The organism is Nocardiopsis flavescens, from assembly GCF_900141985.1.
GTDB lineage: Bacteria > Actinomycetota > Actinomycetes > Streptosporangiales > Streptosporangiaceae > Nocardiopsis > Nocardiopsis flavescens.
In genome coordinates, this window is sequence record NZ_FQZK01000020.1 from 1 (window position 1) to 25,105 (window position 25,105).

Consider the following 25,105-nt stretch of genomic DNA (forward strand, 5'->3'; position numbering starts at 1 on the left):
GGGGCTTGCCCTCGTGGTTCAGGTCGGCGATGCGGATGCGCTCGGTCTCGTCGAGGTAACGCGAGGGGCCGGTGGGCGGCACCGCCCCGGTCAGGGGTGGTGCCGCCCTTCGACGGCCGGGCTCGGCGCTGCGGCCGTTGCGCCAGCGTCTGCCGGTCTTGGGGTTGATGCCCACGATCCGGCAGGCTTCGTCGTTGCTCAGGCCTTGCTGCATGAGTTGTGAGTATGCCGCTCGCTCAGCGGTCAGCCTCTTGCGGCCATGGATGATCGGGCTGTCCGGGATCTGGAAGTCCATCGCATTCCCTGAGGTGGGGTGTTGCGACAACCACTAGAACCCAAGCTCCACCGCGCGGGCCCCTTCGTGCGCCCCTCACCGAGGGGCCGGGATCACCAGCCCTGCTGCTGGCCGTACCCCGGGTACTGCTGCCCGTAGCCGGGCTGCTGGCCGTACCCCGGCTGCTGCCCGTAGCCCGGGTACTGCTGCTGGTCGTACCCCGGGTACTGCTGCTGCTGTCCGTAACCCGGCTGCTGGCCGTAACCGGCGTACGGGTCCTGCTGCTGGTGGGCGCCGGTCGGGTGCGGGTAGGCCTGCTGCTGGCCGGACGGCTCCGGCTGCTGCGCCTCCTGCTTCTCCGCCCCGCCCTTCCCGGCGTCCGCGTCCGGCCGGAAGATGAACATGCGGGTCGGCTTGTCCTTCTCGCCGTCCTCACCCGGGGTGATGAGGTCCAGCCGCCAGCCGGCCTCCTCGATCCCCTCCAGGATGCGGGTCAGGCCCGGGCGCAGCTTGCTGGAGGGCTCGTCGTAGGCGTTGATCTCCAGCTGGATGATGAACATCCGGCGCTTCTGCTGCGCCGCGACCTTGGCGTGCTCGACGACCGTGCTGTCCCTCACGACCTGTGTGACGCTCATGAATAACCGTGCCCATCTGCTCTGTTGGAGCCGTCAGTACCCGTCGCGGGCTGCTACCCGGTCATCCGCGTCCGACCATGGCGGGACTCCGCCGGGTTCCGTCACCATCATGATGCCTTCTATGGGGCCATCTGGCCACAGAAGTGCCGGGGCCGCCGCTGGGAGCGGCGGTGCCCGGCCCTCACCCGGCGGCGGCGCGGACGGCCTCGACGACGGGCGTCTCACCGTTCAGAAGGGTGAGAACCCTCCCGACGGTCCCTGGTTCGTCCAGGAGCGCCACGATCACGGCGGCCACGTCCTCCCGGGTCACCGAGTCGAGTTCGGAGTCCTCCTCCAGGGCCACCCGGCCGGTGCCCGGCTCGTCGGTGAGGCGCCCCGGGCGCAGGATGGTCCAGTCCAGCTCCAGAGAGCGCTCGCGCAGGTCGGCGTCGGCGGCGCGCTTGGCCTCCACGTAGGCGGCCCACACCTCCTCGCTGTCGGGCGGGAGCGGGTTGTCCACGCCGATCGCGGAGACCTGGACCAGGCGGCGCACCCCGGCCAGCGAGGCGGCGTCGGCGGTCAGCACCGCGGCCTTGTGGTCGACGGTCCGCTTGCGGGCGGCGCCGCTGCCCGGGCCGGCGCCCGCGGCGAACACCACGGCGTCGGCGTTCATGACCTTCTCCGCCAGCTCGGTGACGGTGGCCTGCTCCAGGTCGATGACGACGGGCTCGGCGCCCGCGTCGACGACGTCCTGCGAGTGGTCGGGGTTGCGGATGAGGGAGACGGGCTCGTCCCCGCGCGCGGCCAGCAGCCCGGCCAGCCGCAGCGCGATCTTCCCGTGTCCTCCGGCGATGACGATACGCATACCGGCACCCTAAACCCGGACCCCCGTGCCGGGGCGGCGGCGCCGGGCCGCGATGCCCCACATCCGGCCCGGGAATACCCGCGCCCCGGCCCCCGTCGGCGCGCCCGCGGCGCGCCCCTCCGGGCGGTCGCGCCCGACCCTGGGGACCACCCGCGTGCGGGGGCGCGTCGGCGGGACCTTCTCCGTCCGCGCCCCGGAGTCCCGGCCGCACAGGCCCCGGTCCGCCCGGGTCCCGGACCGGCTTGCGTGCGTCGGCGTTCCTCCCCGCGGGGCCGCCCCGGGCGCGGGACGGCGACGGCCCGCCCCCGCCTCGGCGGGAACGGGCCCTCGCGCGGTCCCGCTACTCCACGGTCCAGGTGTCCCCGCCCGCGAGCAGGGCCGACAGCTCCCCGTCGCCGCGCTCGGCGCGCGCGTCGGTGACCTGCTCGTTGACCAGCTCGTCGTACACGGGGCGGCGCACGTCCCGGAACACCCCGATCGGCACGTGCTCGAACGCCGGGCGGTCCAGCCGCGACAGCGCGAACGCGTACCCCGGGTCCTCCCGGTGCGCGTCGTGGCGGACCAGCCGCTCCTCACCCGCCGAGGCCGTGTCCACCACCTCCAGCGCGCCGTACTCCCCGGCGACCACGCCCCGGTCCCCGCCCAGGCGCAGCGGCTCGCCGTGCTCCAGCCGCAGCAGCCGGGCGTCCCGGGCCGACGGGTCCTTCAGCGGCTCGAACGCGTCGTCGTTGAAGATCGGGCAGTTCTGGTACACCTCCACGAACGACGCGCCCGGGTGCTCGGCCGCCGCCCGCAGCACCGACGTCAGGTGCTTGCGGTCGGAGTCGACCGACCGCGCCACGAACGTCGCCTCCGCGCCCAGCGCCAGCGACACCGGGTTGAACGGGTGGTCCAGCGACCCCGCCGGCGACGACTTGGTGATCTTGCCGGCCTCCGACGTCGGCGAGTACTGCCCCTTGGTCAGCCCGTAGATCCGGTTGTTGAACAGCAGCACGTTGATGTTGACGTTGCGGCGCAGCGCGTGGATCAGGTGGTTGCCGCCGATCGACAGCCCGTCGCCGTCACCGGTGACCACCCACACCGACAGGTCCGGCCGGCTCGTGGCCAGCCCGGTCGCGACCGCCGGGGCGCGGCCGTGGATCGAGTGCACCCCGTAGGTGCTCAGGTAGTACGGGAACCGGGAGGAGCAGCCGATCCCCGACACGATCACGATGTTCTCGCGCGGCACCCCCAGCTGGGGCAGGAACGACTGGAACGCGGCCAGGACCGCGTAGTCGCCGCACCCGGGGCACCAGCGCACCTCCTGGTCGGACTTGAAGTCCTTCATCTTGTAGGCGGTGTCGGTTTTGGGCACCAGCCGCAGCCCCGCGAACCCCTCGCCGCCCCCGTGCGTGTGCTCAGTCACGGTCGATCACCTCCTGAAGTGCCCCCGCCAGCTCCTCCGCGGTGAACGGCAGGCCGCGGACCTTGTTGTAACCGATGACGTCGACCAGGTACCGGCCGCGCAGCAGCAGCGCCAGCTGGCCCAGGTTGATCTCCGGGACCACCACCCGGTCGTAGCGGGCCAGCACCTCGCCCAGGTTCGCCGGGAACGGGTTGAGGTGGCGCAGGTGCGCCTGCGCCACCCGGCGCCCGGTCCGGCGCACGCGGCGCACCGCCGCCGTGATCGACCCGTACGTGCCGCCCCAGCCCAGCACCAGCACCCCGGCCCCGCCGTCCGGGTCGTCCGCCTCCAGCGGCGGGATGTCCCGGGCGACGGCGTCCACCTTGGCCTGGCGGGTGCGCACCATCAGGTCGTGGTTGGCGGGGGTGTAGGAGATGTCGCCGGTCGCGGCGTGCTTCTCGATGCCGCCGATCCGGTGCTCCAGCCCCGCGGTGCCCGGCACCGCCCACGGCCGGGCCAGCGTCTCCTCGTCGCGCAGGTACGGCAGGAAGGCGCCGTCGGGGCCGTTGGGCTCCGTCGCGAACCCGGGGTCGATGACCGGGAGGTCGGCCACCTCCGGCAGCCGCCACGGCTCCGAGCCGTTGGCCAGGTACCCGTCGGAGAGCATGATCACCGGGGTCCGGTGGGTGACGGCGATCCGCACCGCCTCCAGCGCCACCGCGAAGCAGTCGGCGGGGGAGGACGGCGCCACCACCGGCACCGGGGACTCGCCGTTGCGCCCGAACAGCGCCATCAGCAGGTCGGTCTGCTCCGTCTTGGTGGGCATGCCGGTGCTCGGACCGGCCCGCTGCACGTCCACGATGACCAGCGGCAGCTCGGTCATCACCGCCAGCCCCACCGTCTCCTGCTTGAGGACCATGCCCGGGCCGGAGGTCGTGGTCACCCCCAGGGAGCCGCCGAACGCCGCCCCCAGGGCCGCGCCCACGCCGGCGATCTCGTCCTCGGCCTGGAACGTGCGCACCCCGAACTCCTTGTGCCGGGACAGCTCGTGCAGGATGTCCGAGGCCGGGGTGATCGGGTACGAGCCCAGGAACAGCGGCAGCCCCGACCGCTGCGAGCCGGCGATGAGCCCGTAGGCGGTGGCCAGGTTCCCGGTGATGTTGCGGTAGGTGCCCGCGGGCAGCCGGGCCGGCTTGACCTCGTAGGAGACCGCGAAGTCCTCGGTGGTCTCGCCGAAGTTCCAGCCCGCCTGGAACGCCGCGAGGTTGGCCTCCAGGATGTCCGGCTTGGCGGCGAACTTGGACTTGAGGAAGGCCGTGGTGCCCTCCGTCGGCCGGTTGTACATCCACGACAGCAGGCCCAGCGCGAACATGTTCTTGGCGCGCTCGGCGTCCTTCTTGGAGATGTCCAGGTGCGCCAGGGCCCCCACCGTCATGGAGGTCAGCGGCACCGCGCTCACCTTGAACCCCTCCAGGGTCCCGTCGGTGAGCGGGTCGGTGGCGAACCCCACCTTGGCCAGGGCGCGCTTGGTGAACTCGTCCGTGTTGGCGATCACCGTGGCGCCGCGCGGCAGGTCGCCCAGGTTCGCCTTCAGGGCGGCGGGGTTCATCGCCACCAGCACGTCCGGGGCGTCGCCCGGCGTCATGATGTCGTGGTCCGCGAAGTGCAGCTGGAAGCTGGAGACACCGGGAAGGGTCCCGGCGGGCGCGCGGATCTCCGCGGGGAAGTTCGGCAGGGTCGACAGGTCGTTGCCGAACGACGCGGTCTCCTGGGTGAAGCGGTCACCGGTCAGCTGCATCCCGTCGCCGGAGTCCCCGGCGAAGCGGATGACGACGCGGTCGAGCTGTTCGATCTGTTTGGACACTGAGATCGACGACCTCCTCGGCCGCCGGTCGTTGGGGCGGCGGCGCTCGTGAGTGTCAGCCCTCCGGCCGGGGCGCACCGCTGCGGGGCGGCCCCCCGGTCCTGTGAGAGCGCGGACGGAGAGTGCGGCCCCCGGGCCCATCGGGTGCGCCAACCCTTGTGGACACGGTGAGGCATCGGTGCGCGGGGACACGGAGCGGTGTCCGCGGCCTCGCGCGCGGAGTGATCAGGGCCACGTTCGCACTATAGGTCGTCCGGGCCGCGCGCACCGAAGGCGGGTGGCGATTGTCACACCCGCGCCCGGAGGCCGACCGGGGCGGGCGCCGCGTCCGAGGTCCGGCGCCCGCCCCCGTCCGAGGGAGGAAGACGGGTGCCGGGGGGCCGGGCCGGGAACGCGGGACCCCGATCCACACGTTCATCACCATGTACACATACAGGGACGAGAGAGCGGGGAGGTGACGGCGTGCACGTCGGTGCGGCTCGCGCGGTCGGTCTGTTCACCGGCGTCGCGGTGGTCATCCTCCTCGCCGGCTGGCTGTGCGCGGCCGGCAAGGGGTTCCAGTTCGCCGTCACGCTCGTGGTGGCCGCCGCGATCCTGGTGCACCTGTTCGGGGACTCGCTGGCGCTGCGCGCCATGCGGGCGCGGCCGGTGGGGGAGATCGAGCGGCCCGACCTGTACCGGACGGTCCGCGAGCAGGCCACGGCCGCCCGCCAGCCCATGCCGCGCCTGTACCTGTCGCCGATCCGCTCGCCCAACGCGTTCGCGACCGGCACCGGCCGCCGGGCGGCGCTGTGCTGCACGACGGGGCTGCTGGAGACGCTCGACGAGCGGGAGCTGCGCGCCGTCATCGCCCACGAGCTGGCCCACATCAAGGCGGCGGACACGCTGGCCGGGTCGGTGACCGTCACCCTCACGGGGCTCATCACGGCGCTGAGCGCGATCGCGCTCCTGGTGCCGCTGGGCGACTCGGAGGAGACGGACGTGCCCGAGCTGCTGGGCGGGCTGCTGGTGGTGCTGCTGGCCCCGGTCGCCTTCCTGGTGGTGCGCGCCGGGGCGGGCCGGCACAGCGAGTTCCGGGCCGACGAGCAGGCGGCGCGCACCACGGGGGACCCGGAGGCGCTGGCCGCGGCCCTGCTCAAGCTGGAGGCCGGCATGCGCGAGCACCCGCTGCCCCGGCAGCGGACGCTGCTGCCGGCGGCGCACCTGATGACCACCAACCCGTTCCCGACGGGGGCCTGGCGGCTGTTCGCCGCCCACCCGCCCACCGGGGAGCGGGTGCGGCGGCTGCGCGAACTCCGCAGGGGCTGGGAACTCGGCTGACGCCCGCCGCGGGAGGCCGGGACCGGCCCCCCGCGGGGCGTCAGCCCCGCGCGGCGGGGACCGCCCGTCCGCGCGCACGCCGCCCCGGCAGAGCACGACGGCCGCTCCGGAGAGCGGCCGTTCGGTGCGTTCGGTCGGGAGCGGTGTCCGCTACCGGTAGTTCACGAACTGGAGCGCCAGGTCGAAGTCCTTCTCCTTGATGAGGTTCTGGACGTTCTGGAGGTCGTCCTTCTTCTTGGAGCTGACGCGCAGCTCGTCGCCCTGGATCTGCGCCTTGACGCCCTTGGGGCCCTCGTCGCGGATCAGCTTGGAGATCTTCTTGGCGTCCTCGGAGGTGATCCCCTCCTTGAGGGCGATCGGGAGGCGGTACTCCTTGCCGGAGATCTTGGGCTCGTCGGCGGGGTCGAGGATCTTCAGGGACAGCTTGCGCTTGATCAGCTTCTCCTTGAACACCTCCAGGGCGGCGGTGGCGCGCTCCTCGGAGGTGCTGCGGATCTCGATGCCGTCCTCGCCCTGCCAGGAGATGGTGGTCCCGGTGCCCTTGAAGTCGAACCGCTGGGAGAGCTCCTTGCCCGCCTGGTTCAGGGCGTTGTCGACCTCCTGGCGGTCGAGTTTGGACACGACGTCGAAGCTGGATTCGGCGGCCACGTTCTCACACCCCGTTGCTGGGTCTTCTATGGTCCGCGGGCGCCCAGGGGACGCCCGCGCGGTCGGATCGGAGCCCGGCCTGAGGCGGCGCGGGCACGGTCCCAGAGCTTAGTGGGGGCGTGGTTCCCGGTGGTCGAAGGGCCGACCCCGACGCGTCGGCGAAACCGATTTCAGGTTCGGGGCGAACATCCGCTATTCTCGTTCATGCGACGCGCGGAACCGCGACGTCGCAGCCCAGGCAGGTTGCCCGAGCGGCCAATGGGAGCGGACTGTAAATCCGTCGGCTTAGCCTTCGAAGGTTCGAATCCTTCACCTGCCACCCTGGGAACGAGGCCCCGACACCGTCAGGTGTCGGGGCCTCGTCGCGTTCACGGGTCCCCGCCTCTTCCCTCCCCGCCCTCCGCGCGCCCTCCCCGCCCCGCCCTCCGCGCCTCCGCGCGCCGTTGAGAGCCGGGTCACACCGCGGCCCCCGGTGCGGAGACGAACCGGGAGTAACGGACCGATTTCACAGAGTGAACGGGATTCGGTCGGTCGCGAGTCCATAGCGTGCCGGACACGAAGGCGTAACGCGCCCGCTCCGGTGTGTCGGAAAAGCAAGGAAAAAAAGGATTCATCGGGCCGACAAAAAGAATGCTCCGGGCAAACTGGACAATCCAATTCCGGGGGTTTCGGCGTTGACAAAAAACCGGGGCCCGATGATGATTGCCTTAGTCCACCGCGACACAGGTGCAAGAAGCGCCTGCGTCTTTTTCTGTCCACACCTCGACGATTTCCGGGGGAAGAACATGATCAAGAAGATGGCCGCTGCTGGCCTGGTCGCCGGTGCCGCGATGGGCGCGCTCCTCTTCGGAGCCCCCGCGCACGCCTCGCACGGTGGTGACCAGCAGTTCAACCAGAACCTCCAGCTGGTGCCGGTTCAGTCCTGCAACCTGACCGGCAGCGTCGGCCTGGTCGCCGTCACCGTGCCCATCCTGTCGCCGCAGACCACGGGCGACTGCGTGAACGGCCCCATCGGCACCAACATCAGCTAGTTCCGGCAATTAGCTCCGACCTTAGCTCACATCTTTTCGAAAGGTAATTCAATGCTGCGTAAGCTCGGCGTTGCCGGTCTCATCGCGGGCGCTGCCCTCAGCGCCGTTATCGCCGCCTCCCCGGCCTCGGCCTCGGGTTCCCACGGTGGCGACCAGCAGTACAACCAGAACCTGCAGGCCATTCCGGTGCAGCTGTGCAACACCAGCGCCGCCGTCGGCCTGGTCGGCGTCAACGTGCCGATCCTGTCGCCGCAGACCACCGGCGACTGCGTCAACGGCCCGATCAGCACCAACATCGACTAGGAGATCCCGAAATGCTGCGTAAGTTCGCCACCGCCACCGCCGTCGCCGGGATCGCCCTGGGCGCCGCGCTGTTCGCCGCCCCGGCCTCGGCCTCCGGTTCCCACGGCGGGGACCAGCAGTACAACCAGAACCTGCAGGCGGTTCCGGTCCAGCTGTGCAACACCGACCTGGCCGTCGGCCTGCTCGCCGGTGTGAACGTGCCGATCCTGTCGCCCGACACCACCGGCGACTGCGTCAACGGCCCGATCAGCACCAACATCGACTAGGAGGCACCGCCATGCTGCGCAAGCTCTCGATCGCGGGCGCGATCGCCGGCCTCGCGCTCGGTGCGGTCCTCGCCGCGTCCCCGGCCTCCGCCTCCCACGGCGGCGACCAGCAGTTCAACCAGAACCTGCAGCTCGTTCCGATCCAGCTCTGCAACACCGAGCTGGCGGTGGGTCTGGTCGGGGCCAACGTGCCGATCCTGTCGCCGCAGACCACGGGCGACTGCGTCAACGGTCCGGCGAGCACCAACATCAGCCAGGACGGCGACGCCGACCGTGAAGAAGACCGTGACCACGATGGTGGCAACGGCTACTAGTCACCACCCCGTGGTGACGGCGGGGCCCGAGCCCCGTTGACGTGAAAGAGCGTGACCAGAGGCCCCCCGGCGCGAGCCGGGGGGCCTCGTCGCAACCGGAGGAGGGGCAATGCGGGGCATCGGACCGTGGCTCGCCGCCGCGGCGGCCGCTGTGGCGGTCGCCGGGTGCGGGGACGGCGGGGCGCGGGAGTCCGGGGAGGGCGCCGCGCCGAGCGCCGCGCCGGGGGAGTCGGCGGCCCCGTCGCCGGACGGCGCGGACGCCGCGCAGGTGTACGTCCTCAACCGGTACGGGGACGAGAACGGGTTCGACGACCGTCGGCCCGTCGAGTACGTGGCCACCGAGTTCACGACCTTCTCCGGCATGGAGTGGGACGAGTGGTCGCCGGACCGGGCGCGGGGCGAGGGCGGACTCCTGGGCACCTGGTGCATGGAGCAGGAGTGCCAGAACGACCCCTACGAGGTGGAGGTCGAGCTGGCCGACCCGGTCGAGGTCGACGGCGTCCGCTACTTCACCGCCTACACGATCACCGGGTACGACGACGACATGACCGACGGCGTGCGCCGGGCCCTGGAGGACGCCGACGGCGGGAAGCTCGCCCGCCCGTCCGGAGAGTGACCGGGACCACTCGGGCCGGAGTCCCCGCGAGAATGATGCCAAAGTTCCTCAAACAGCCATAATCCCAGTTCAGAGATCGTGTCGCGGGGTGCCTAAGGGGGAGAACCCGACGTGCGCCGTCCCTGAGGTCTCTACCCTGCTGGAGTGTGGGACTCAACCAGTGGACGGATGACCGCGCGGACGACGCGCGCGGCGACGGCGAGAGGCCGGCGCCGCGCCACGGCCGCGCCGCGCTGCTGCGCCTGGCCGCGTGGTTCGAGGCGGCGGAGCCGGAGCGCGCCGACGCCCTGGCCGCCGCCGCCTATGCCCTGTACCCGGCCCGCCACCTGAAGGGGCGGGTCGACGAGAGCGTCGCGGCCACCACGGGGTGGTGGCAGGCCGAACCCGACCGCAGCACCGTCACCGAGCGCCCCGGGACCCGGCCGCCCGAACCGGTCCGCGACCACCGGGCGCAGCAGGCCCGGCTGCGCGACGCCGCCGAGTCCTCCGCCCACTGGCGGCGCACCGGCGCGGCCCAGGTCCGCGCCCTGCTGGCCCGGCCCACGGGGACGCGCGCCCACCTGGACCTGTCCGGCGCGGGCATGGAGGTGCTCATGGAGCTCCTCACCGCCGCGCTGGGCTCGGGCAACGCGGGCCGCGGTCCCACCTCGGCGGGCGACCTGGAGTTCGCCCTGCGGCTGCACGTGGTCTCCGCGCCGGGGGCGGAGGTGGTGATCCAGGGCGAGGGCGGCGAGCTGACCCTCGAAGGCCTGCGCCTGTGCGTCACCCCCTACGAGCAGCACGAGATCCCCCCGGAGGTCCTCGACCCCCTGGCGCCCCGCGCGGCGCCGCCGGCCTCGCTGCTGTCCGCGCCCCGCGGGCCCGCGCCGGCCCCGTCCGCGCCGGCCCCGGCCGGCGACGGCGCGCCCCCGTCCGACGACGACGCCCCGACGCCCCCGCAGGGCGTCCCGGCCGTGCCGCCCGCGCCCGCGGCCGGCTCCCCGCACCACTCCGGCGCCTTCTCCGCCGCCGCCTTCCTCGCGGCCGGCGGCCGGTCGGCCCGCCCCGGGGCCCCGGCGCCCGCCGCACCGGCCGCCCCGGCGCCCCCCGGGCCGGGGGACGCCGGCACCGGGACGCCGCCCGCGGGGACCGCCCCGGACCCGCCGGCCGAGGCCGACGGTGACGGCGGCGACGGCGCGGACGACCGGAACACGGGACCGATCGACCTCGGCCGGGAACGGCCGTGGACCCGGACATGGGGGTGAGGGAGACGGACATCCACAGCGAGGACACCGCGCTCATCGGCGAACGGCAGGCCGCGGCGCGCGCCCTCATGGCCCACCCCCTGCTCGCCGAGCGCACCCACCCCGCGGAGTTCTCTCTCGTCCGCTCGCACGCCGAATGGCTCACCCAGCGCTTCCACCGCGTCCTGGGCTACCGCCTGAGCGTCGCCGACGACCACGCCCGGCTCGTCAAGCGCGGCCCCGGGGCGCCCGCGCCGCTGACACGGCCCACCGGCGCGCCCTTCACCCCGCGCACCCACACCTACCTCGCCCTGGTCCTGGCGGTGCTGGTCGAGGACACCGGCCCCCTGGGCATCCGCGACCTGGCGCTGCGGGTCCGCGAGGCCGCCTACGAGGCCGGCATCGACGCCGACCCCGGCCGCGGCCTGGGCGAGCGCCGCGCCTACTGCGCGGCCCTGGAGTTCCTGGCCGGACTGGGCGCCCTCACCGAGGACGGCGGGCGCATCGCCGACCACCGCGCCGACGCCCTGGCCGACGCGCGGATCCACCCGCACACCCGCGTCGTCCGCTCGGTCGCCGCGCACCCGCCCCGGGCCGCCGACGACCCCGACTCCTTCCTCGCCGCGGCCGCGGTGGCCGACCCCGACGGCGACAACCCGGGCGAGCTCGCCCTGCGCCGCCTGCTGGCCGAGACCGCCGTCGTCCACCGCGAGGACCTCTCCGACCGCCAGCGCGACCGGCTCGCCGCCCACCAGTGGCGGGCCGCCGCGGCCCTGTCCAACCTGCTGGGCTGCGACGTGGAGGTCCGCGCCGAGGGCGTCGCCCTGGTCATGCCCGACGAGGCCGACGGCTTCCCCTCCGACGGCCCCGTCGGCCAGGTGGCGCTGGCCCTGGTCCGCCACCTCGCCGGACGCCTGCACCCCGGCCGCCCGGCCACCTCCGTCCCGGTCCCGGACGGGGAGCTGGACGCCGCCCTGGAGGTGTTCTGCGGCACCGACGCCCCCGAGCGCGCGGAGTGGTCGCGCACCGCGGGCCCGGAGGTCCCCGACCCCGAACGGCTGCGCGCCCTGGTCCTGGACCTGCTGCTCGGCCTGGGCCTGCTCCGGGGCGGACCCGGCGCCCGAAGACTCACCGCGGCAGCCGCCCGCTATGGGGCGGAAACGGACGATCGCGTCCCCCTGATCCAGGACAATGACCATGACACCCGGACACAACCCTCCCCGCCGAGCGGTTCCGATGGGGGAGAGGACACCCCCGACCCCCGGAACGACCTCGATCGGGTGGCGTCCGTGCTGCAAGCGGTGGCGAACGAGAAGGTGAGCGCGACCAGTGGTGACCCAGGAGACGACGGCGACGGCTGACCCCGCCGCCACCCCCCGCTACCGGCTCGAACGCGCGGGCATCCGCAACGTCTGGCAGTACGACGACCACGTCCTCGACTTCGCCGAGGGCCGCCTCCTCCTGCGCGGCCGCAACGGCGCCGGCAAGTCCAAGGCGCTGGAGATGCTCCTGCCGTTCCTCCTGGACGGCGACACCCGCCGCCTGGACACCACCGGCACCAACCGCACCAGCCTGCGCTGGCTGATGTCCGACGACCCGCGCGGCGCCCGCGCGCCCGGCCCCGAGGACACCGGCCCCGACCTGCTCGGCGGCCCGCAGGAGCCCGCGGCGGACGAGGCCCCCCAGGACCCGGCGGAGGCCGCCGACGGCGCCCCGCCGATCCGCCTGGGCTACCTGTGGGTGGAGTTCACCACCGCCCGCGGCGACCGCGGCCTGGACGGCGCCGCCCGCGGGGCCTCCTCCGCCTCCGCCCTGCTGGCCGCCTCCGCCGACGCCTCCGGCCCCCCGGCGGACGGGGACCCCGAACCCCGCCACCTCACCCTGGGCGCCGCCGTCATGGCCGTCGGGGACGCCGACCCGCGCTGCGTGTTCTTCGTCACCGAGCGCCGCGTCGGCCGCGACCTCGACCTCGTCGTCGACGGCCGCCCCAAGCCGGTGGACCGCCTGCGCTCGGAGATCGGCGCCGAGAACTGCTACACCTCGGCCGTGCCCTACCGGGCCCGCGTGATGCGCGACCTGTTCGGCATCGACGACTCCGTGCGCTACCGCAACCTCATCCACCTCCTCTACCGTCTGCGCCGCCCCACCATCGGCGACCGCCTGGAGGCCGGCGAACTCGTCGGCGTCCTCTCCGAGGCCCTGCCCCCCATGGACGAGTCCGTCCTGGACGAGGTCGCCCGCAACATCTCCGACCTGGAACAGGCCCGCACCGACAAGGACGCCCTCTCCGCCGCCGGCGACGGCGTCGCCGCCTTCCTGGACGACTACCGCGCCTACCTCGTCGGCGCCCTGCGCACCCGGGTGGCCGAGGTCCGCGAGCAGCTGGACGCCTGCGCCCACCGCACCGCCGAGGCCGACCGGCTGCGCGCCGAACTCGACGAGCTGGTCACCGCGGAGAGCCGCGTCGCGGAGGAGCGCGACCAGGTCCGCCGCACCCGCGACACCGCCGCCGCCGACGGCGGCACCCTCGAAGGGGTCCGGGGGGCCGCCGGAGCCGCCACCGCGGGCGAGCGCCGCGCCCTGGACGCCGCCGTCGGCGCCTACATCCGCGCCGCCGAGGCCACCTGGGTCGCCGCCGAGCACGCCGAGCGCGTCGAGCGCGCCGCCGTCGGCCTGCTCGGCGAGGACACCGACGCCATCGGCCGCGCCCTGGACTCCCTGCGCCAGACGCACGCCGAGGCGGCCCGCGCCGCCGTCGCCTCCGGCCTGGAACCCGAACTCCTGGGCGCCGTCCCCGACCCCGGCGCCACCGTCCTCACCCCCCGCGAGAGCACCACCCGGGTCGACCTCCAGGGCCTGGAGCAGGCGGTCGAGCGCGAACCGGTCGACGGCATCGACCTCGACGCCCTGCGCGACCACCTGGGACGCCTGCACGACCACCTCAGCGACGCCGCCGACCGGGCCACCGAGCGCGCCGACCAGGCCGCCCGGCTGACCGGCCTCACCACCACCGAGGCCGCCGCCGACCGCCGCCTGGTCGCCCTCACCAGCGAGGCCGAGAGCGCCGACGCCGTCCTGGAGAACGCCCACACCCGCGAACAGGACGCCATCTCCGACCTGCGCGCGCGCAGCGCCGACTACGCCGACGGCGTCCGCGCCTGGGCCGCCCGGCTGCACGACTCCAGCCACGCCCACGCCCTGGGCGAGGCCGTCCACGAGCTGGAGGGCAGCGTCGAACTGCCCATCACCGACTCCCTGCGCGTCCTGGACGCCTCCGTCCCGGCCACCGTCTCCCGGCTGGCCCACGCCGCCGTCGACCCCCTGCTGGAGGAGCTGCGGGCCCGCCGCGACCTCGCCGTCGGCGAGGAGGGCCGCCTCTCCGACGAACTCGCCGAGCTCGCCGACCGCCGCGCCCGCGGCACCGACCACGCCCCCGACCGCCCGGCCTGGGCCACCTACCCGCGCCCGGAGGCCGACGGCGTCCCGCTCTACCTCGCCGTCGACTTCGCCGACGGCCTCTCCGCCCGCGACCAGGCCGGCCTGGAGGCCGCCCTGGAGGCCAGCGGCCTGCTCGCCGGGTGGATCCGCGCCGACGGCGGCCTCTACGACCCCGCCACCCGCGACCTGATGATCACCACGGCGCGCCCGGCCAAGGGCCGCACCCTCCTGGACGTCCTCGTCCCGGTGGCCGTCCCGGACCGGGGCGTGGGCCACGACTCGCTGCGCGCGCTGCTCTCCTCCATCGCCCTGCTCGCCGACTCCGGCGCCGTCCCGGGCACGGCGGAGGGCGGCGAGGCCAAGCACCGCCGCGACGACTCCGTCGCCACCGTCAGCGCCATGTCCGTCTCCGGCTCCTGGCGCCTGGGCGTCGCCTCCGGCGCCCACTTCAAGAGCGAGCCCGAGTACATCGGCGAGGCCGCCCGCAAGCGCGCCCGCGACCGCCAGTCCGCCAACACCGACCGCCGCATCGCCATCGCCGAGGCGCTGCTCGCCGAGGCCGGCGAGCGCCGCTGGGGCCTGGAGAACTCCTACGCCGAACTCCTGGAGGTCGCCCGCGACCTCCCCGACCCGGCCCCGCTGATCCGGGCCTGGGCCGCCCTGGACATCTCCCGCGCCGACACCGCCGCGGCCCGCCGCGCCCACGAGACCACCCGCGGCGCCGCCGACGCCGCCCGCACCGAACTCCTCGACGTCCGCGCCCGGCTGGGCGCGGCGGCCGACGGGCACGGCCTGTCCACGGTCCGCGCCGACCTCGACAGCTCCCTGCGCGCCCTGGACCACCTGCGCGTCCTCATCGCCTCCGAACTGCGCGAGCTGGAGGTCCTGGCCTGGTCCCTGGCCGACCACGAGCGCCACGTCGCGTCCTGGCGCTCGGCCCGCGCCGACCGCCTCCTGGCCGAGGACGTGCGCGCCGCCGCCATCGACGACATGATCACGGTGCGCCGCCAGATCGAACTGGGCGACCGGGCCAAGGGCGTGCCCGACGACCAGCTCGCCGCCGCCCGCGCCCAGGTCCGCGAGCGCGCCGAGGCCGCCGCCCGGCGCCTGCCCGAACTGGAGAGGTCCGCCCAGCGCGCCCGCGACGAGCGCGTCGGGGCCGAGGCCCGCCTGGACACCGCCACCGCCGAGCGCGCCGAGCAGGTCCGCCGCGCCCTGGCCGCGGGGGACCGCCTCACCGCTGCCCTGTCCGTGCCCGGCGAGGGCGACGACCCCGACCGCCCCGACGCCGTCCTGCTGGGCGCCGCGGGGCTGGCCGCCTGCGCCGCCGAGGGCTCCGCCCCGGCCGCCCTCATGCTCGCCCGCCCGGGCAGCGCCGCCGACCCCGCCGCCACGGCCCCGGACACCCGCCTGGGACTCCTGGGCGCGTGCGTCGCCGAGCTGGAGGAGGGCCTGGCCGCACAGGGCGAGGTCCCCGAGGTCGACGACAGCGCCATCCTGGGCAGCCGCGAGGAGCTGCACCGGCTGCTCACCTCGGTCGGCTGGGCGCAGACCCGCACCGAGCTCACCGAGCCGCGCGGCCTCAAGCGCCTCACCGTCCACGACGAGGACGGCTCCCACGACGTCACCGCCTACGCCGAGCGCATCGCCGCCTCGGCCACCGGCGCCTCCGAGGCCGTCGCCCTCGCCGAGGAGGAGGCGTTCGAACGCCACCTGCTGGGCGAGCTGGCCGCGCACCTGGCCCGCCAGATCGACGAGGCCCGCGCCCTCATCGAGACCATGAACGACGTCCTCAAGGACGTCACCACCTCCGCCGGCCTGGGCGTGCGCCTGGACTGGAGGCTGGCGCCGGACGCCGGCGCCGACATCGAGGCCGTCGTCCCGCTGCTGGCCACCCCGGCCCAGGAGCGCACCCGCGTCCAGACCACCCGCCTGCGCGACGCCCTGCGCCGCTGCATCGAGGCCATCCGCCGCCTGGACCCCACCGCCACCGGCGGCGCCCAGCTGCGGTCCGCGCTCGACTACCGCTCCTGGTTCACGTTCACGGTCTACGTGACCGACGCCACCGGGGACGAGCGCCGCCTGGGCCACCGCACCGCCCTCAGCCAGGGCGAGCAGCGCGTCGTCGCCTACCTGGTGCTGTTCGCCGCCGCCGCCGCGCACTTCGACGCCCTGGCCGCCCGGGCGCCCTGGGCGCCGCGCCTGATCCTCCTGGACGACGCCTTCGCCAAGGTCGACGAACCCACGCACGGCCGCCTGCTCGGCCTCCTCGTGGAACTCGACCTGGACTTCGTCCTGACCTCCGAACGCGTCTGGGGCTGCTTCGCGAGCGTGCCCAGCCTCAACATCTACGAATGCCTGCGCGATCCCAACGTGCCCGGCATCGCCACCCTCCACTTCACCTGGGACGGGAGCAGACGCCGCCTGGTCGGCGTGTAGTACGCCTCGGCCGCCCCGGGTCCGCCCGTCCCGCCACCCCTCCGGGCACGGGTCCCGACCTTTACGGGCGGTTCTCATGCGGGCTGTCCTAGTCTGCTGATGCAGGAACGACGACAGATGGGGTACGACAATGACCCGGGTGCCCGAGGGGATCGAGACCGGCGACCGCGCCGCCGCCGCGACCGGCGACGATCCCACCGCCGCGGTCCTCCTGGACGCACTGGCGCGCGCGGGGCTGCCCCGCGGGGTCCACTCCTGGGTCACCGCCGCGCTCTGGGGGGACGAGGCGCTGGAGGCCCGCGCCCAGGGGCGGGCGGTCCCCGACGCCCCGCCGCCGGCCCCGGCCCCGCAGGCGCCCGCCCGGGTCCGCCGCGCCTACCTCACCCGCATCCGGGTCCAGGGCTTCCGCGGCATCGGCCGCCCCGCCGAGCTGACCTTCCCCCCGGGGCCGGGCCTGACCGTCATCGTCGGCCGCAACGGTTCGGGCAAGTCCAGCTTCGCCGAGTCCGCCGAGGCCGCCCTCACCGGGCGCAACCCCCGCTGGGACGCCATGCCCACCGGCTGGCGCGACGGCTGGCGCAACCTGCACTACGACGAGAGCACCGAGGCGACCGTCGACATCCTCATCGCGGGCGACGACGCGCCCACCCGGATCAGCCGCCGCTGGACCGGGGAGAGCGTCCGCTCCGCGCGCGGCGAGATCGTCCGCCCGGACGGCACGACCGCCCCGCTGCGCACCCTCGACTGGGGCGAGGACCTGATCCGGTACCGCCCCTTCCTGTCCTACGACGAACTGGGCCGCACCGTCACCGGGCGGTCCGCGGAGCTGTACGACACCCTCACGGCCCTGCTGGGCCTCACCGGGCTGGCCGAGGCCGAGCGGCGCCTGGCGCGCTTCTGCGACTCCCTGGCCAAGCGCCGGGACCGCCCCTCCCGGGAGCTGCCCCGCCTGCTGGACGCGCTGCGCGCCTGCGACGACCCGCGCGCGGCGCGCGCCGCGGAGCTGCTCACCGGACCCGGCCTGGACCTGGAGGCGCTGCGCCGCCTGGCCGAGGACGACGGCCCCAGCGACGCCGCCCTGCACGTGGTGATGCGCCGCCTGCGCCGCCTGTCGGTGCCCGAGCGCGTGGTGATGGCCGACGTCGTCAACGAGCTGCGCGGCGCCTCCATGGAGCTGGCCATGGCGGCCGGGAACAAGGGCGACCACGCCTACGGGGTGGTCCGCCTGCTGGAGGAGGCGATCGAGCTCCACCAGCGGCACCCGGCCGAGACCACCTGCCCCACCTGCGACACCCCCGGGACCCTGGGCGCCGACTGGGTGCGCCGGGCCCAGGCCCGCCTGCGCGTCCTGCGCCAGCAGGCGGCCCCGGCCGCCGCCGCGCACGAGCGGGCCGAGGCCGCCCGGGACCAGGCCAGGTTCCTCCTGGCCCCGACGCCCTCCTGGCTGCCGCCCGACAGCGAGCTGGGGCTGGTGTGGGCGCTCTGGGAGTCGGGGGCGACCATCACCGACCTGGGCGAGCTGGCCGACCACGTCGAGACCGTGGGCAAGAGCCTGCGCGCCGCCGCGCTCAGCGCCCGCCGGGACGCCGCCGAGCGCCTGGAGGACCCCACCGGGGGCTGGGCGGAGGAGGCCGAGCGGCTGGCCTCCTGGATCGACGCCGCGGGGGACGCGCTGGGCGCCCGCGACACCCTGGCCGAGGCCGAGGCCGCGCTCACCTGGCTCGCGGAGCAGGCCCGCCTGCTCCGCGACGAGCGCCTGGGGCCGGTGGCGGGTCAGGCCGAGCAGGTCTGGTTCCGGCTCCGCCAGGAGCGCCACATCGACCTGCGGGGCATGCGCCTCATCGGGCGCGGGGCGCGCCGCCGCGTCGAGGTCGACGTGACCGTCGACGGGGTCGGCGACCAGACGAGCGCCCCGGGGCTGCTCAGCCAGGGGGAGTTCCAGGCCCTGGCGCTCTCCATCTGCCTGCCGCGCACCCTCGTCGACGGCAACCCGTTCGGGTTCCTGGTGCTGGACGACCCGGTCCAGGCGATGGACACCGAGACCGTGGAGGGCCTGTCCGCGGTCCTGGCGGAGGTGGGCCGCCACCGCCAGCTGGTGGTGTTCACGCACGACACCCGGCTGCCCGACGCGCTGCGCCGGCTGGGGCTGCCCGCCGCCATCCGCACCATCAACCGGGACGCCATGTCCAACGTCTGGGTCTCGGACGGCTCCGACCGCTACTGAGCGGGCGCCGGGCCCCGCGTCCGGGTCCTTTCCCCGGGGGTGGGCGCGTGCCCGTCCCGGACCCCCGCAACCCCTGTGCCGCAAGGGCTGCGGGCCCGTGCGCAGGGGGGTGCCGGGCCTGCCCCGGGGGCGCCCGCATCCGATTTGGCAGAGCACCCCCCAACCCATGTATAGTCATGACCAGCGCAAGGGGGAACGCCCCGAAGGGCCGGGCCGAGAGGCCGGGACCGACGGAGCGGGAACCGTGCAGCGCGCCCCTTTAGCTCAGTCGGCAGAGCGTCTCCATGGTAAGGAGAAGGTCTACGGTTCGATTCCGTAAAGGGGCTCCACCACTTGATGAGGTCCGGTCCACTCAGGTGGGTGGCCGGTGGATCTCCGCCGGCCGACCGGGACGGGTCCGATAGCATGGGCCCCGTCCCTCCGATCGGGGCGGAGTAGCTCAGTCGGTAGAGCAAGCGGCTCATAATCGCTGTGTCGTCGGTTCAAGTCCGGCCTCCGCTACCACCTCGCTGGCCCCTGGACACCGCACACTGTGCACCAGGGGTCGATGCGGGGGCTTCGCAGTGTTCACCCTCGGTGCACTGCACGACCAAGTCCGACTTCCACGAGAAAGGCACTCCGACGTGGCTGCCACAGACGTGAGGCCGAAGATCACCCTGGCCTGCCAGGAGTGCAATCACCGTAACTACATCACGCGCAAGAACCGTCGGAACACCCCCGACCGGCTCACGATCAAGAAGTTCTGCCCGAACTGCCGCAAGCACAACGAGCACCGCGAGACCCGCTAGGTCCGCGTGAGCCGTTGCGGTCGATCCAACCGCGCGTGAGGAGCACGGCTTCTCATAGACTTCGAGCCCGGTGAGCGAAACGCTCACCGGGCCGTTCGCGTCCCAGGGCACTTTTCAGGAGAGGCAGAGCGTGGCGATCAACCCCGACTACGTGGGCCGGGAGTACCGGGCCCCCGAGGCCTACGAGGTCACCCGCGTCAAGATCCGCGAGTTCGCGGAGGCCGTGGGAGACCCGTCCCCGGTGCACACCGACCCGGCCGCGGCCAAGGCCGCCGGGTACGCCGACGTGGTGGCCCCGCCCACCTTCCCCGTCATCCTCGGCATGGCGGGCTCCGCCCAGGCGATCGCCGACCCCGGCCTGGGCGTCGACTTCTCCCGGGTCGTCCACGGCGACGAGGGGTTCCACTACAGCCGCCCGGTGGTCGCGGGCGACGTCCTCGACACCGTCACCCGCATCACCGACGTCAAGGCGCTGGGCGGCAACGAGCTGCTCACCCTGGAGACCGTCGCCACCGACGCCTCCGGCGAGCACGTCGTCACGGCGGGCATGATGCTCGTCGTCCGCGGCGAGTAGTCCACCGCCCCCACGAACCGAGGAACGCGACCGTGAGCAAGCTGCGCCACACCGACGTCGAGGTCGGCACCGAGATCCCCGAACGGACCTTCACCGTCCGCCGCCTGGACCTGGTCCGCTACGCGGGGGCCTCGGGCGACTTCAACCCCATCCACTGGAACGAGCGCTTCGCCAAGTCCGTCGGCCTGCCCGACGTGATCGCGCACGGCATGTTCACCATGGCGCAGGCGGCCCGCCTCGTGACCGACTGGACCGGCGACCCCGGCGCCGTCGTCGACTACTCGGTGCGCTTCTCCGCGCCCGTGGTGGTCCCCGACGACGACGAGGGCGCCGAGATCGTCGTCGGCGGCACCGTCAAGAAGAAGCACGACGACGGCACGGTCACCGTGGCCCTCACCGCCCGCTCCGGCGGCGCCAAGGTCCTGGCCCGCTCCACCGCCGTCGTCCGCCTGGCCTGAGCCGCAGCAGCAGGAGGAACACCCCGTGTCCGCACACACCGAGCCGGCCGCCGTACGCCTCGCCGACCACACCACCCTCGGCCTGGGCGGCCCCGCCCGGTCCTACCTGGCGGCCGACACCACCGACGGCCTCGTCGCGGCGGTCGCCGCGGCCGACGCCGCCGGCGAGCCGGTCCTGGTCCTGGGCGGCGGCAGCAATCTGGTGGTCGCCGACACGGGGTTCCCCGGCACCGTGGTCCACGTCGCCTCCCGCGGCGTCTCCCTGGAGGAGACCGGGGAGACCGACCCCGCCTCCGGCGAACCCGTCGTGCTGCTGCGCGCGCAGGCCGGCGCGGAGTGGGACCCGCTGGTGGAGCGGGTCGTCGCCGAGGGCCTCAACGGCCTGGAGTTCCTCTCCGGCATCCCCGGCCGGGTCGGCTCCACCCCCATCCAGAACGTCGGAGCCTACGGCCAGGACGTCTCCCAGACCGTCCGCGAGGTGTTGGTGTACGACCGGCGCGGGGGCGGGCTCCGGGTGCTGTCGGCCGCCGAGTGCGGGTTCACCTACCGCGACAGCGTTTTCAAGGGCGACGACCGGTACGTGGTGTGCGAGGTCGTTTTCGCCCTGCACCGAGGCAAGCTCAGCCGTCCCGTCGCCTACGCCGAGGTCGCCCGCGCCCTGGGGGCCGAGGCGGGGGAGCGGGTCCCCATGGACCTCGCCCGCGAGGCCGTCCTGGGCCTGCGCCGCGGCAAGGGCATGGTCCTGGACCCCGACGACCCCGACACCCGCAGCGCCGGGTCCTTCTTCACCAACCCGGTCGTGTCCCCCGCGGAGTTCGCGGCGGTGCGCGAGCGCGCCGCCGCCCTGCTGGGCCCGGACACCCCGGTACCCGGCCACCCGGGCGCCGACGGCAGCGTCAAGCTGTCCGCGGCCTGGCTCATCGACCGCGCCGGGTTCGGCAAGGGCTACGGCTCCGGCCCGGCCCGGCTGTCCGGCAAGCACACCCTGGCCCTGACCAACCCGGGCGGGGCCACCACCGCGGACCTGCTCGACCTGGCCCGCGAGGTCCGGGCCGGGGTGGAGGCGGCGTTCGGGGTGCGCCTGGTCAACGAACCCGTCATGGTCGGCGTCTCCCTCTAGGCTCCGGACCGGTCCGCGGCCACGGACCGCTCCGGGCCCTAGCAGAGCCGGGCGGTCCCGCACAAGCGGTGAAGACCCCGGTGCGGACCGGGCGCCGTACTCAGGCGCCGGCGGCCGGACCCCCGGAGGATGGGGGCATGACGAACAGACAGCACGCGGTCTCCCTCGGCGCCCTCGGCCTCCTCGCCCTCGCCCTCACGGCCTGCGGGGCCGGCCCCGGCCCCACCGGGGCGTCCGAGCAGGACGGGGTCCCGCCCCTGAACGCCTCCACCGCGGGGGCCGGGGAGGAGGGGCTCCCGCCCCTGAACGCCGACGGCAGCGCGCCCAGCGAGGAGATGTCCCTGGAGGAGGCCGCGCCCTTCCTGGAGGCGCAGGGGTACGCGCCCGCCGGGGACGACCTCGGCGGCTACACCGTGGGCCACCTGCCCGACGATGTCGCGGGCACCCCCTACGACCAGGACTCCACGGCCCTGGCCCGGGCGCAGGACCAGGTCGTCCCCGACCTGCACGAGGTCGAGCGCTCGTGGCTCGCCGACACCGTCCAGGTGGACCACCTCGTGGACGACGACGGCCGGGTGATGTCCGAGCGCGAGGCCGTGGCCGTCTCCGACCTGTACGTGTCGGTGATGCGGCGCGACGACCTCACCGACATGGACGCCTACTACGAGGTCATGGGCGTCGACCTCGACGAGGAGTTCTCCGACGCGCCCGCCCGCGAACTCCCCGACGGCGACGGCCACTACAACGGCTCGACCGCGCTCTTCTCCCCGGAGCCCGGCGTGGTCGTCCGGGTCATGTACGTGGACGACGCCTACTGGGACGAGCTGTACGCCACCGACGACCTGACGGCCGAGGGCGACCCCGGGGAGGTCCTGCGGATCGTCGAGGGCATCACCCCCTCCTGAGCCCTGCGCGGTCGCGGCGGGCGCGACGCACCGGCCGCCGCGCCGGGCGCACCGCCGGGGGACGGTGCGCCGGGTTCCGGCCCGTGTCCTGCCGCCCCCCGGCGCCCGTGCCCGCCCCGCGGCGGCACGGGCGCCGCCGTGTGCGCGGCGCAAGGCCCGGCGGCGCGGAACCCGACGGGCGGGGCGGCGCCGAAGAAAAAGCGGACCCTTGTCGAATGGAAAAGTGAGGCGCGCCGAACACCGTTATTCGACCGGCCTCCGCGGCGAATTCGCCTGATCCATGAATTGCAAGTCCCCGCCATTCTGTCCTAAAGTCGAACACGTCGAGGGGGAGTAGTCCCCGATCGCGTGGTCGACACACTGGACCCCCTGTGGTCCCGGTCACGCGGGCCCGGCCGTGCCCAACTCCCACGGGAGGGGCGGACACCAGGGCGGACGAGACCTTCGACCCGGCCATCACCACGACCGGGTCGAAGGGGCGTATCCGCCTCCTTCCGCCCAGACCGCCACGGGGGAGAACACATATGACGGCATTTCTCACGGGACTCGGAATCAGCGCCCTGGCCGTTTTCGTCGCCGAAATGGGCGACAAGACCCAGCTGGTCGCGATGTCCCTGGCGACCCGCTACCGCGCCCTCACCGTCATCCTCGGCATCACCGCCGCCACCGCCGTCGTGCACATCGCGAGCGTGTTCATCGCCGAGGTGCTGGGCGCGTCCCTGCCCACCGACTGGATCACCCTCGTCGCGGGCATCGCGTTCCTGGTCTTCGGCGCCTGGACCCTGCGCGGCGACGAGATGAGCGCCAAGGACGAGGAGCGCGCCGCCTCCCGCCGCATCAAGTCCGCGTTCGTCACCGTCTTCACGGTGTTCTTCATCGCCGAACTCGGCGACAAGACCATGCTGACGACCATCGCCGTCGGTACGCAGCACGACTGGTTCCCGGTCTGGATCGGCTCCACGGCGGGCATGGTCGCCGCCGACGCCATCGCGATCGCCGTCGGCGCGGTCCTGGGCAAGAAGCTCCCGGAGAAGGCCATCCGGATCGGCGCCGCGGCCCTGTTCTTCGTCGCGGGCGCGGTCATGGTCGGACAGGGCGCCCTCATGCTCCTGGGCTAGGGGCCGCCCGGTCCCCGCGGCCCCGCGGGTCCGTCAGCCCCGCGGCCGCGCGGGCTCGGGGTCGGCGGCCAGCCAGGCGTCGACCCCAGACAGCAGCTCCTTCTTGAGCGAGTCCGGCGCCCCCGCCCCCCGGATCGACATCCGCGCCAGCTCGGCCAGCTCCGGATCGGTGAACCCGAACACCTCGCGGGCGATCCGGTACTGCTCCACCAGGCGCGGGCCGAACAGCAGCGGGTCGTCGGTCCCCAGGGCGATCGGCGCCCCGGCCTCGAACAGCCGGCGCAGCGGCACGTGCGCCAGCTCGTTGAACACCCCCAGGCCCACGTTGGAGGTCGGGCAGATCTCCAGCGTCACCTCCTGGGTGGCGATCCGCTCCACCAGGTACGGGTCCTCGATCGCCCGCACCCCGTGGCCCACCCGGTCGGCCTCCAGCTCGTCCAGGCACTCCCGGATGCTCAGCGGGCCCTGGAGCTCCCCGCCGTGCGGCGTCGACAGCAGCCCGGCCCGGCGGGCGATCCGGAACGCCGCCTCGAACTCCCGGGCCCGGCCGCGCCGCTCGTCGTTGTTGAGCCCGAACGACACCACGCCCCGGCCCGCGTACTGGCGCGCCAGCCGGGCCAGCGCCCGGGCGTCCAGCGGGTGCCGGGTGCGGTTGGCCGCGACCATGATCCCCACGCCCACCCCGGTGGCGCGCTCGGCCGCCCGGGCGGCGTCCAGCACCAGCTCCAGGGTGGCGGTCAGCCCGTCGAAGAGCGCCGCGTACCCGCTGGGGTCCACCTGGATCTCCAGCCAGCCGGACCCGGCCTCGCGCTCGTCCTCGGCCGCCTCGCGCAGCAGCCGGTACATGTCCTCGGGCTCGCGCAGCACCGACCGGGCGACGTCGTAGAGGCGCTGGAACCGGAACCAGCCGCGCTCGTCGGTGGCGCGCAGCTTGGGCGGCCACTCCGTCACCAGGGCCTGGGGCAGGTGCACGCCCCGCTCCCGGGCCAGCTCCACCAGCGTGGAGTGCCTCATCGACCCGGTGAAGTGGAGGTGCAGGTGGGCCTTGGGCAGCCGGTCCAGACGGCGGCCGGTGATGGGTGTCTCCACCGGGTCCTCCCGATCTCTCGTCATTGCCACCCCCGTGCCGGGCACGGGCGCCCCGGTCCGTCCGCCGTCCGCGGGGCCGGTCCTCCCCCGCTTTCCGGCGGAGGGTAGGGGAGAGGCCCCGCACCCGCCGTGCGGGGGAGAGGGGCCACGACCCAAGAGTGCCGCACCGGTGGCTCCGTTGGTGTCCGATCACCGTATTTCGATGGTGTGCGGGGCACAAACGGCGGGGG

The 25,105-nt window shown here is 74.2% G+C and carries 22 protein-coding genes, 3 tRNA genes and 1 pseudogene; 19 read left to right on the forward strand and 7 right to left on the reverse strand.

Annotated elements, in window-relative coordinates:
• The 5 genes and pseudogenes from BUE45_RS32015 to BUE45_RS24445 all read right to left on the reverse strand — a co-directional run.
• Window positions 1-214 (reverse strand): annotated as a pseudogene (locus tag BUE45_RS32015) (IS30 family transposase); the annotation flags it as partial.
• A gap of 173 nt (window positions 215-387) precedes the next feature.
• Window positions 388-909 carry a hypothetical protein gene (locus tag BUE45_RS24430; protein WP_073382215.1) on the reverse strand — a complete coding sequence of 174 codons (522 nt, stop codon included), beginning with the start codon at window positions 907-909 and terminating at the stop codon, window positions 388-390.
• Window positions 910-1,090: 181 nt separating this feature from the next.
• Window positions 1,091-1,753, reverse strand: a complete 663-nt coding sequence (locus BUE45_RS24435) for an NAD(P)H-binding protein (RefSeq protein WP_073382218.1) — start codon at window positions 1,751-1,753, stop codon at window positions 1,091-1,093.
• Window positions 1,754-2,093: 340 nt separating this feature from the next.
• Complete coding sequence (locus tag BUE45_RS24440) at window positions 2,094-3,080, reverse strand: 2-oxoacid:ferredoxin oxidoreductase subunit beta (protein WP_245833456.1); 987 nt, start codon at window positions 3,078-3,080, stop codon at window positions 2,094-2,096.
• Between the two features lie 70 nt (window positions 3,081-3,150).
• Window positions 3,151-5,001, reverse strand: a complete 1,851-nt coding sequence (locus tag BUE45_RS24445) for a 2-oxoacid:acceptor oxidoreductase subunit alpha (protein ID WP_073382223.1) — start codon at window positions 4,999-5,001, stop codon at window positions 3,151-3,153.
• A gap of 462 nt (window positions 5,002-5,463) precedes the next feature.
• Between BUE45_RS24445 and BUE45_RS24450 the strand changes: the two genes are divergently transcribed.
• Window positions 5,464-6,321 (forward strand): M48 family metalloprotease, encoded by an 858-nt coding sequence (locus BUE45_RS24450; protein WP_073382226.1) that lies wholly within the window; start codon window positions 5,464-5,466, stop codon window positions 6,319-6,321.
• A gap of 150 nt (window positions 6,322-6,471) precedes the next feature.
• Here BUE45_RS24450 and BUE45_RS24455 read toward each other — a convergent pair whose 3' ends face one another.
• The gene (locus BUE45_RS24455) at window positions 6,472-6,969 is read right to left on the reverse strand and encodes a YajQ family cyclic di-GMP-binding protein (RefSeq protein WP_073382229.1); all 498 of its coding nucleotides are present in this window, start codon (window positions 6,967-6,969) and stop codon (window positions 6,472-6,474) included.
• Between the two features lie 237 nt (window positions 6,970-7,206).
• Between BUE45_RS24455 and BUE45_RS24460 the strand changes: the two genes are divergently transcribed.
• From BUE45_RS24460 to BUE45_RS24545, 18 genes are all read left to right on the forward strand, one after another.
• Window positions 7,207-7,288: transfer RNA gene (locus BUE45_RS24460), tRNA-Tyr, on the forward strand.
• 466 nt (window positions 7,289-7,754) lie between these two features.
• Window positions 7,755-8,000, forward strand: a complete 246-nt coding sequence (locus BUE45_RS24465) for a hypothetical protein (RefSeq protein WP_073382231.1) — start codon at window positions 7,755-7,757, stop codon at window positions 7,998-8,000.
• Window positions 8,001-8,051: 51 nt separating this feature from the next.
• Complete coding sequence (locus BUE45_RS24470; protein WP_073382234.1) at window positions 8,052-8,303, forward strand: hypothetical protein; 252 nt, start codon at window positions 8,052-8,054, stop codon at window positions 8,301-8,303.
• Between the two features lie 11 nt (window positions 8,304-8,314).
• Entirely contained in the window at window positions 8,315-8,569 is a 255-nt protein-coding gene (locus tag BUE45_RS24475) for a hypothetical protein (RefSeq protein WP_073382237.1), read from the forward strand.
• A gap of 11 nt (window positions 8,570-8,580) precedes the next feature.
• Complete coding sequence (locus BUE45_RS24480; protein WP_073382239.1) at window positions 8,581-8,883, forward strand: hypothetical protein; 303 nt, start codon at window positions 8,581-8,583, stop codon at window positions 8,881-8,883.
• A 109-nt stretch (window positions 8,884-8,992) separates the two neighbouring features.
• Window positions 8,993-9,499, forward strand: a complete 507-nt coding sequence (locus tag BUE45_RS24485; RefSeq protein ID WP_073382243.1) for a hypothetical protein — start codon at window positions 8,993-8,995, stop codon at window positions 9,497-9,499.
• A 146-nt stretch (window positions 9,500-9,645) separates the two neighbouring features.
• A complete protein-coding gene (locus BUE45_RS31435) occupies window positions 9,646-10,743 on the forward strand; it encodes a DUF2397 family protein (RefSeq protein WP_084737784.1) in 1,098 nt (365 codons plus the stop codon).
• Window positions 10,734-12,083, forward strand: coding sequence for a TIGR02678 family protein (locus tag BUE45_RS24495; RefSeq protein ID WP_073382435.1), 1,350 nt, complete (start codon window positions 10,734-10,736; stop codon window positions 12,081-12,083). Before BUE45_RS31435 ends, BUE45_RS24495 begins: the two co-directional genes overlap by 10 nt.
• Window positions 12,052-16,599, forward strand: a complete 4,548-nt coding sequence (locus tag BUE45_RS24500; RefSeq protein ID WP_073382245.1) for a TIGR02680 family protein — start codon at window positions 12,052-12,054, stop codon at window positions 16,597-16,599. The genes BUE45_RS24495 and BUE45_RS24500 overlap by 32 nt, the downstream gene beginning before the upstream one ends.
• A 130-nt stretch (window positions 16,600-16,729) precedes the next feature.
• Window positions 16,730-18,823 carry an ATP-binding protein gene (locus BUE45_RS24505; protein WP_073382247.1) on the forward strand — a complete coding sequence of 698 codons (2,094 nt, stop codon included), beginning with the start codon at window positions 16,730-16,732 and terminating at the stop codon, window positions 18,821-18,823.
• Between the two features lie 253 nt (window positions 18,824-19,076).
• Window positions 19,077-19,152: transfer RNA gene (locus tag BUE45_RS24510), tRNA-Thr, on the forward strand.
• Between the two features lie 99 nt (window positions 19,153-19,251).
• Window positions 19,252-19,327, forward strand: a tRNA-Met gene (locus BUE45_RS24515).
• Between the two features lie 134 nt (window positions 19,328-19,461).
• Window positions 19,462-19,611: a 50S ribosomal protein L33 gene (gene rpmG / locus BUE45_RS32705; protein WP_014910184.1), complete on the forward strand. Its 150-nt coding sequence runs from the start codon at window positions 19,462-19,464 to the stop codon at window positions 19,609-19,611.
• Window positions 19,612-19,741: 130 nt separating this feature from the next.
• Window positions 19,742-20,185 (forward strand): MaoC family dehydratase N-terminal domain-containing protein, encoded by a 444-nt coding sequence (locus tag BUE45_RS24525; RefSeq protein ID WP_073382250.1) that lies wholly within the window; start codon window positions 19,742-19,744, stop codon window positions 20,183-20,185.
• Window positions 20,186-20,217: 32 nt separating this feature from the next.
• Window positions 20,218-20,643 carry a MaoC family dehydratase gene (locus BUE45_RS24530; RefSeq protein WP_073382254.1) on the forward strand — a complete coding sequence of 142 codons (426 nt, stop codon included), beginning with the start codon at window positions 20,218-20,220 and terminating at the stop codon, window positions 20,641-20,643.
• Between the two features lie 25 nt (window positions 20,644-20,668).
• A complete protein-coding gene (locus BUE45_RS24535; RefSeq protein ID WP_073382257.1) occupies window positions 20,669-21,763 on the forward strand; it encodes a UDP-N-acetylmuramate dehydrogenase in 1,095 nt (364 codons plus the stop codon).
• Window positions 21,764-21,900: 137 nt separating this feature from the next.
• Window positions 21,901-22,668, forward strand: a complete 768-nt coding sequence (locus tag BUE45_RS24540; RefSeq protein WP_073382259.1) for a hypothetical protein — start codon at window positions 21,901-21,903, stop codon at window positions 22,666-22,668.
• Window positions 22,669-23,192: 524 nt separating this feature from the next.
• Window positions 23,193-23,786 (forward strand): TMEM165/GDT1 family protein, encoded by a 594-nt coding sequence (locus BUE45_RS24545; protein ID WP_073382262.1) that lies wholly within the window; start codon window positions 23,193-23,195, stop codon window positions 23,784-23,786.
• A 33-nt stretch (window positions 23,787-23,819) separates the two neighbouring features.
• Here BUE45_RS24545 and BUE45_RS24550 read toward each other — a convergent pair whose 3' ends face one another.
• The gene (locus tag BUE45_RS24550; protein ID WP_245833454.1) at window positions 23,820-24,875 is read right to left on the reverse strand and encodes an adenosine deaminase; all 1,056 of its coding nucleotides are present in this window, start codon (window positions 24,873-24,875) and stop codon (window positions 23,820-23,822) included.
• Between the last annotated feature and the right edge of the window lie 230 nt (window positions 24,876-25,105).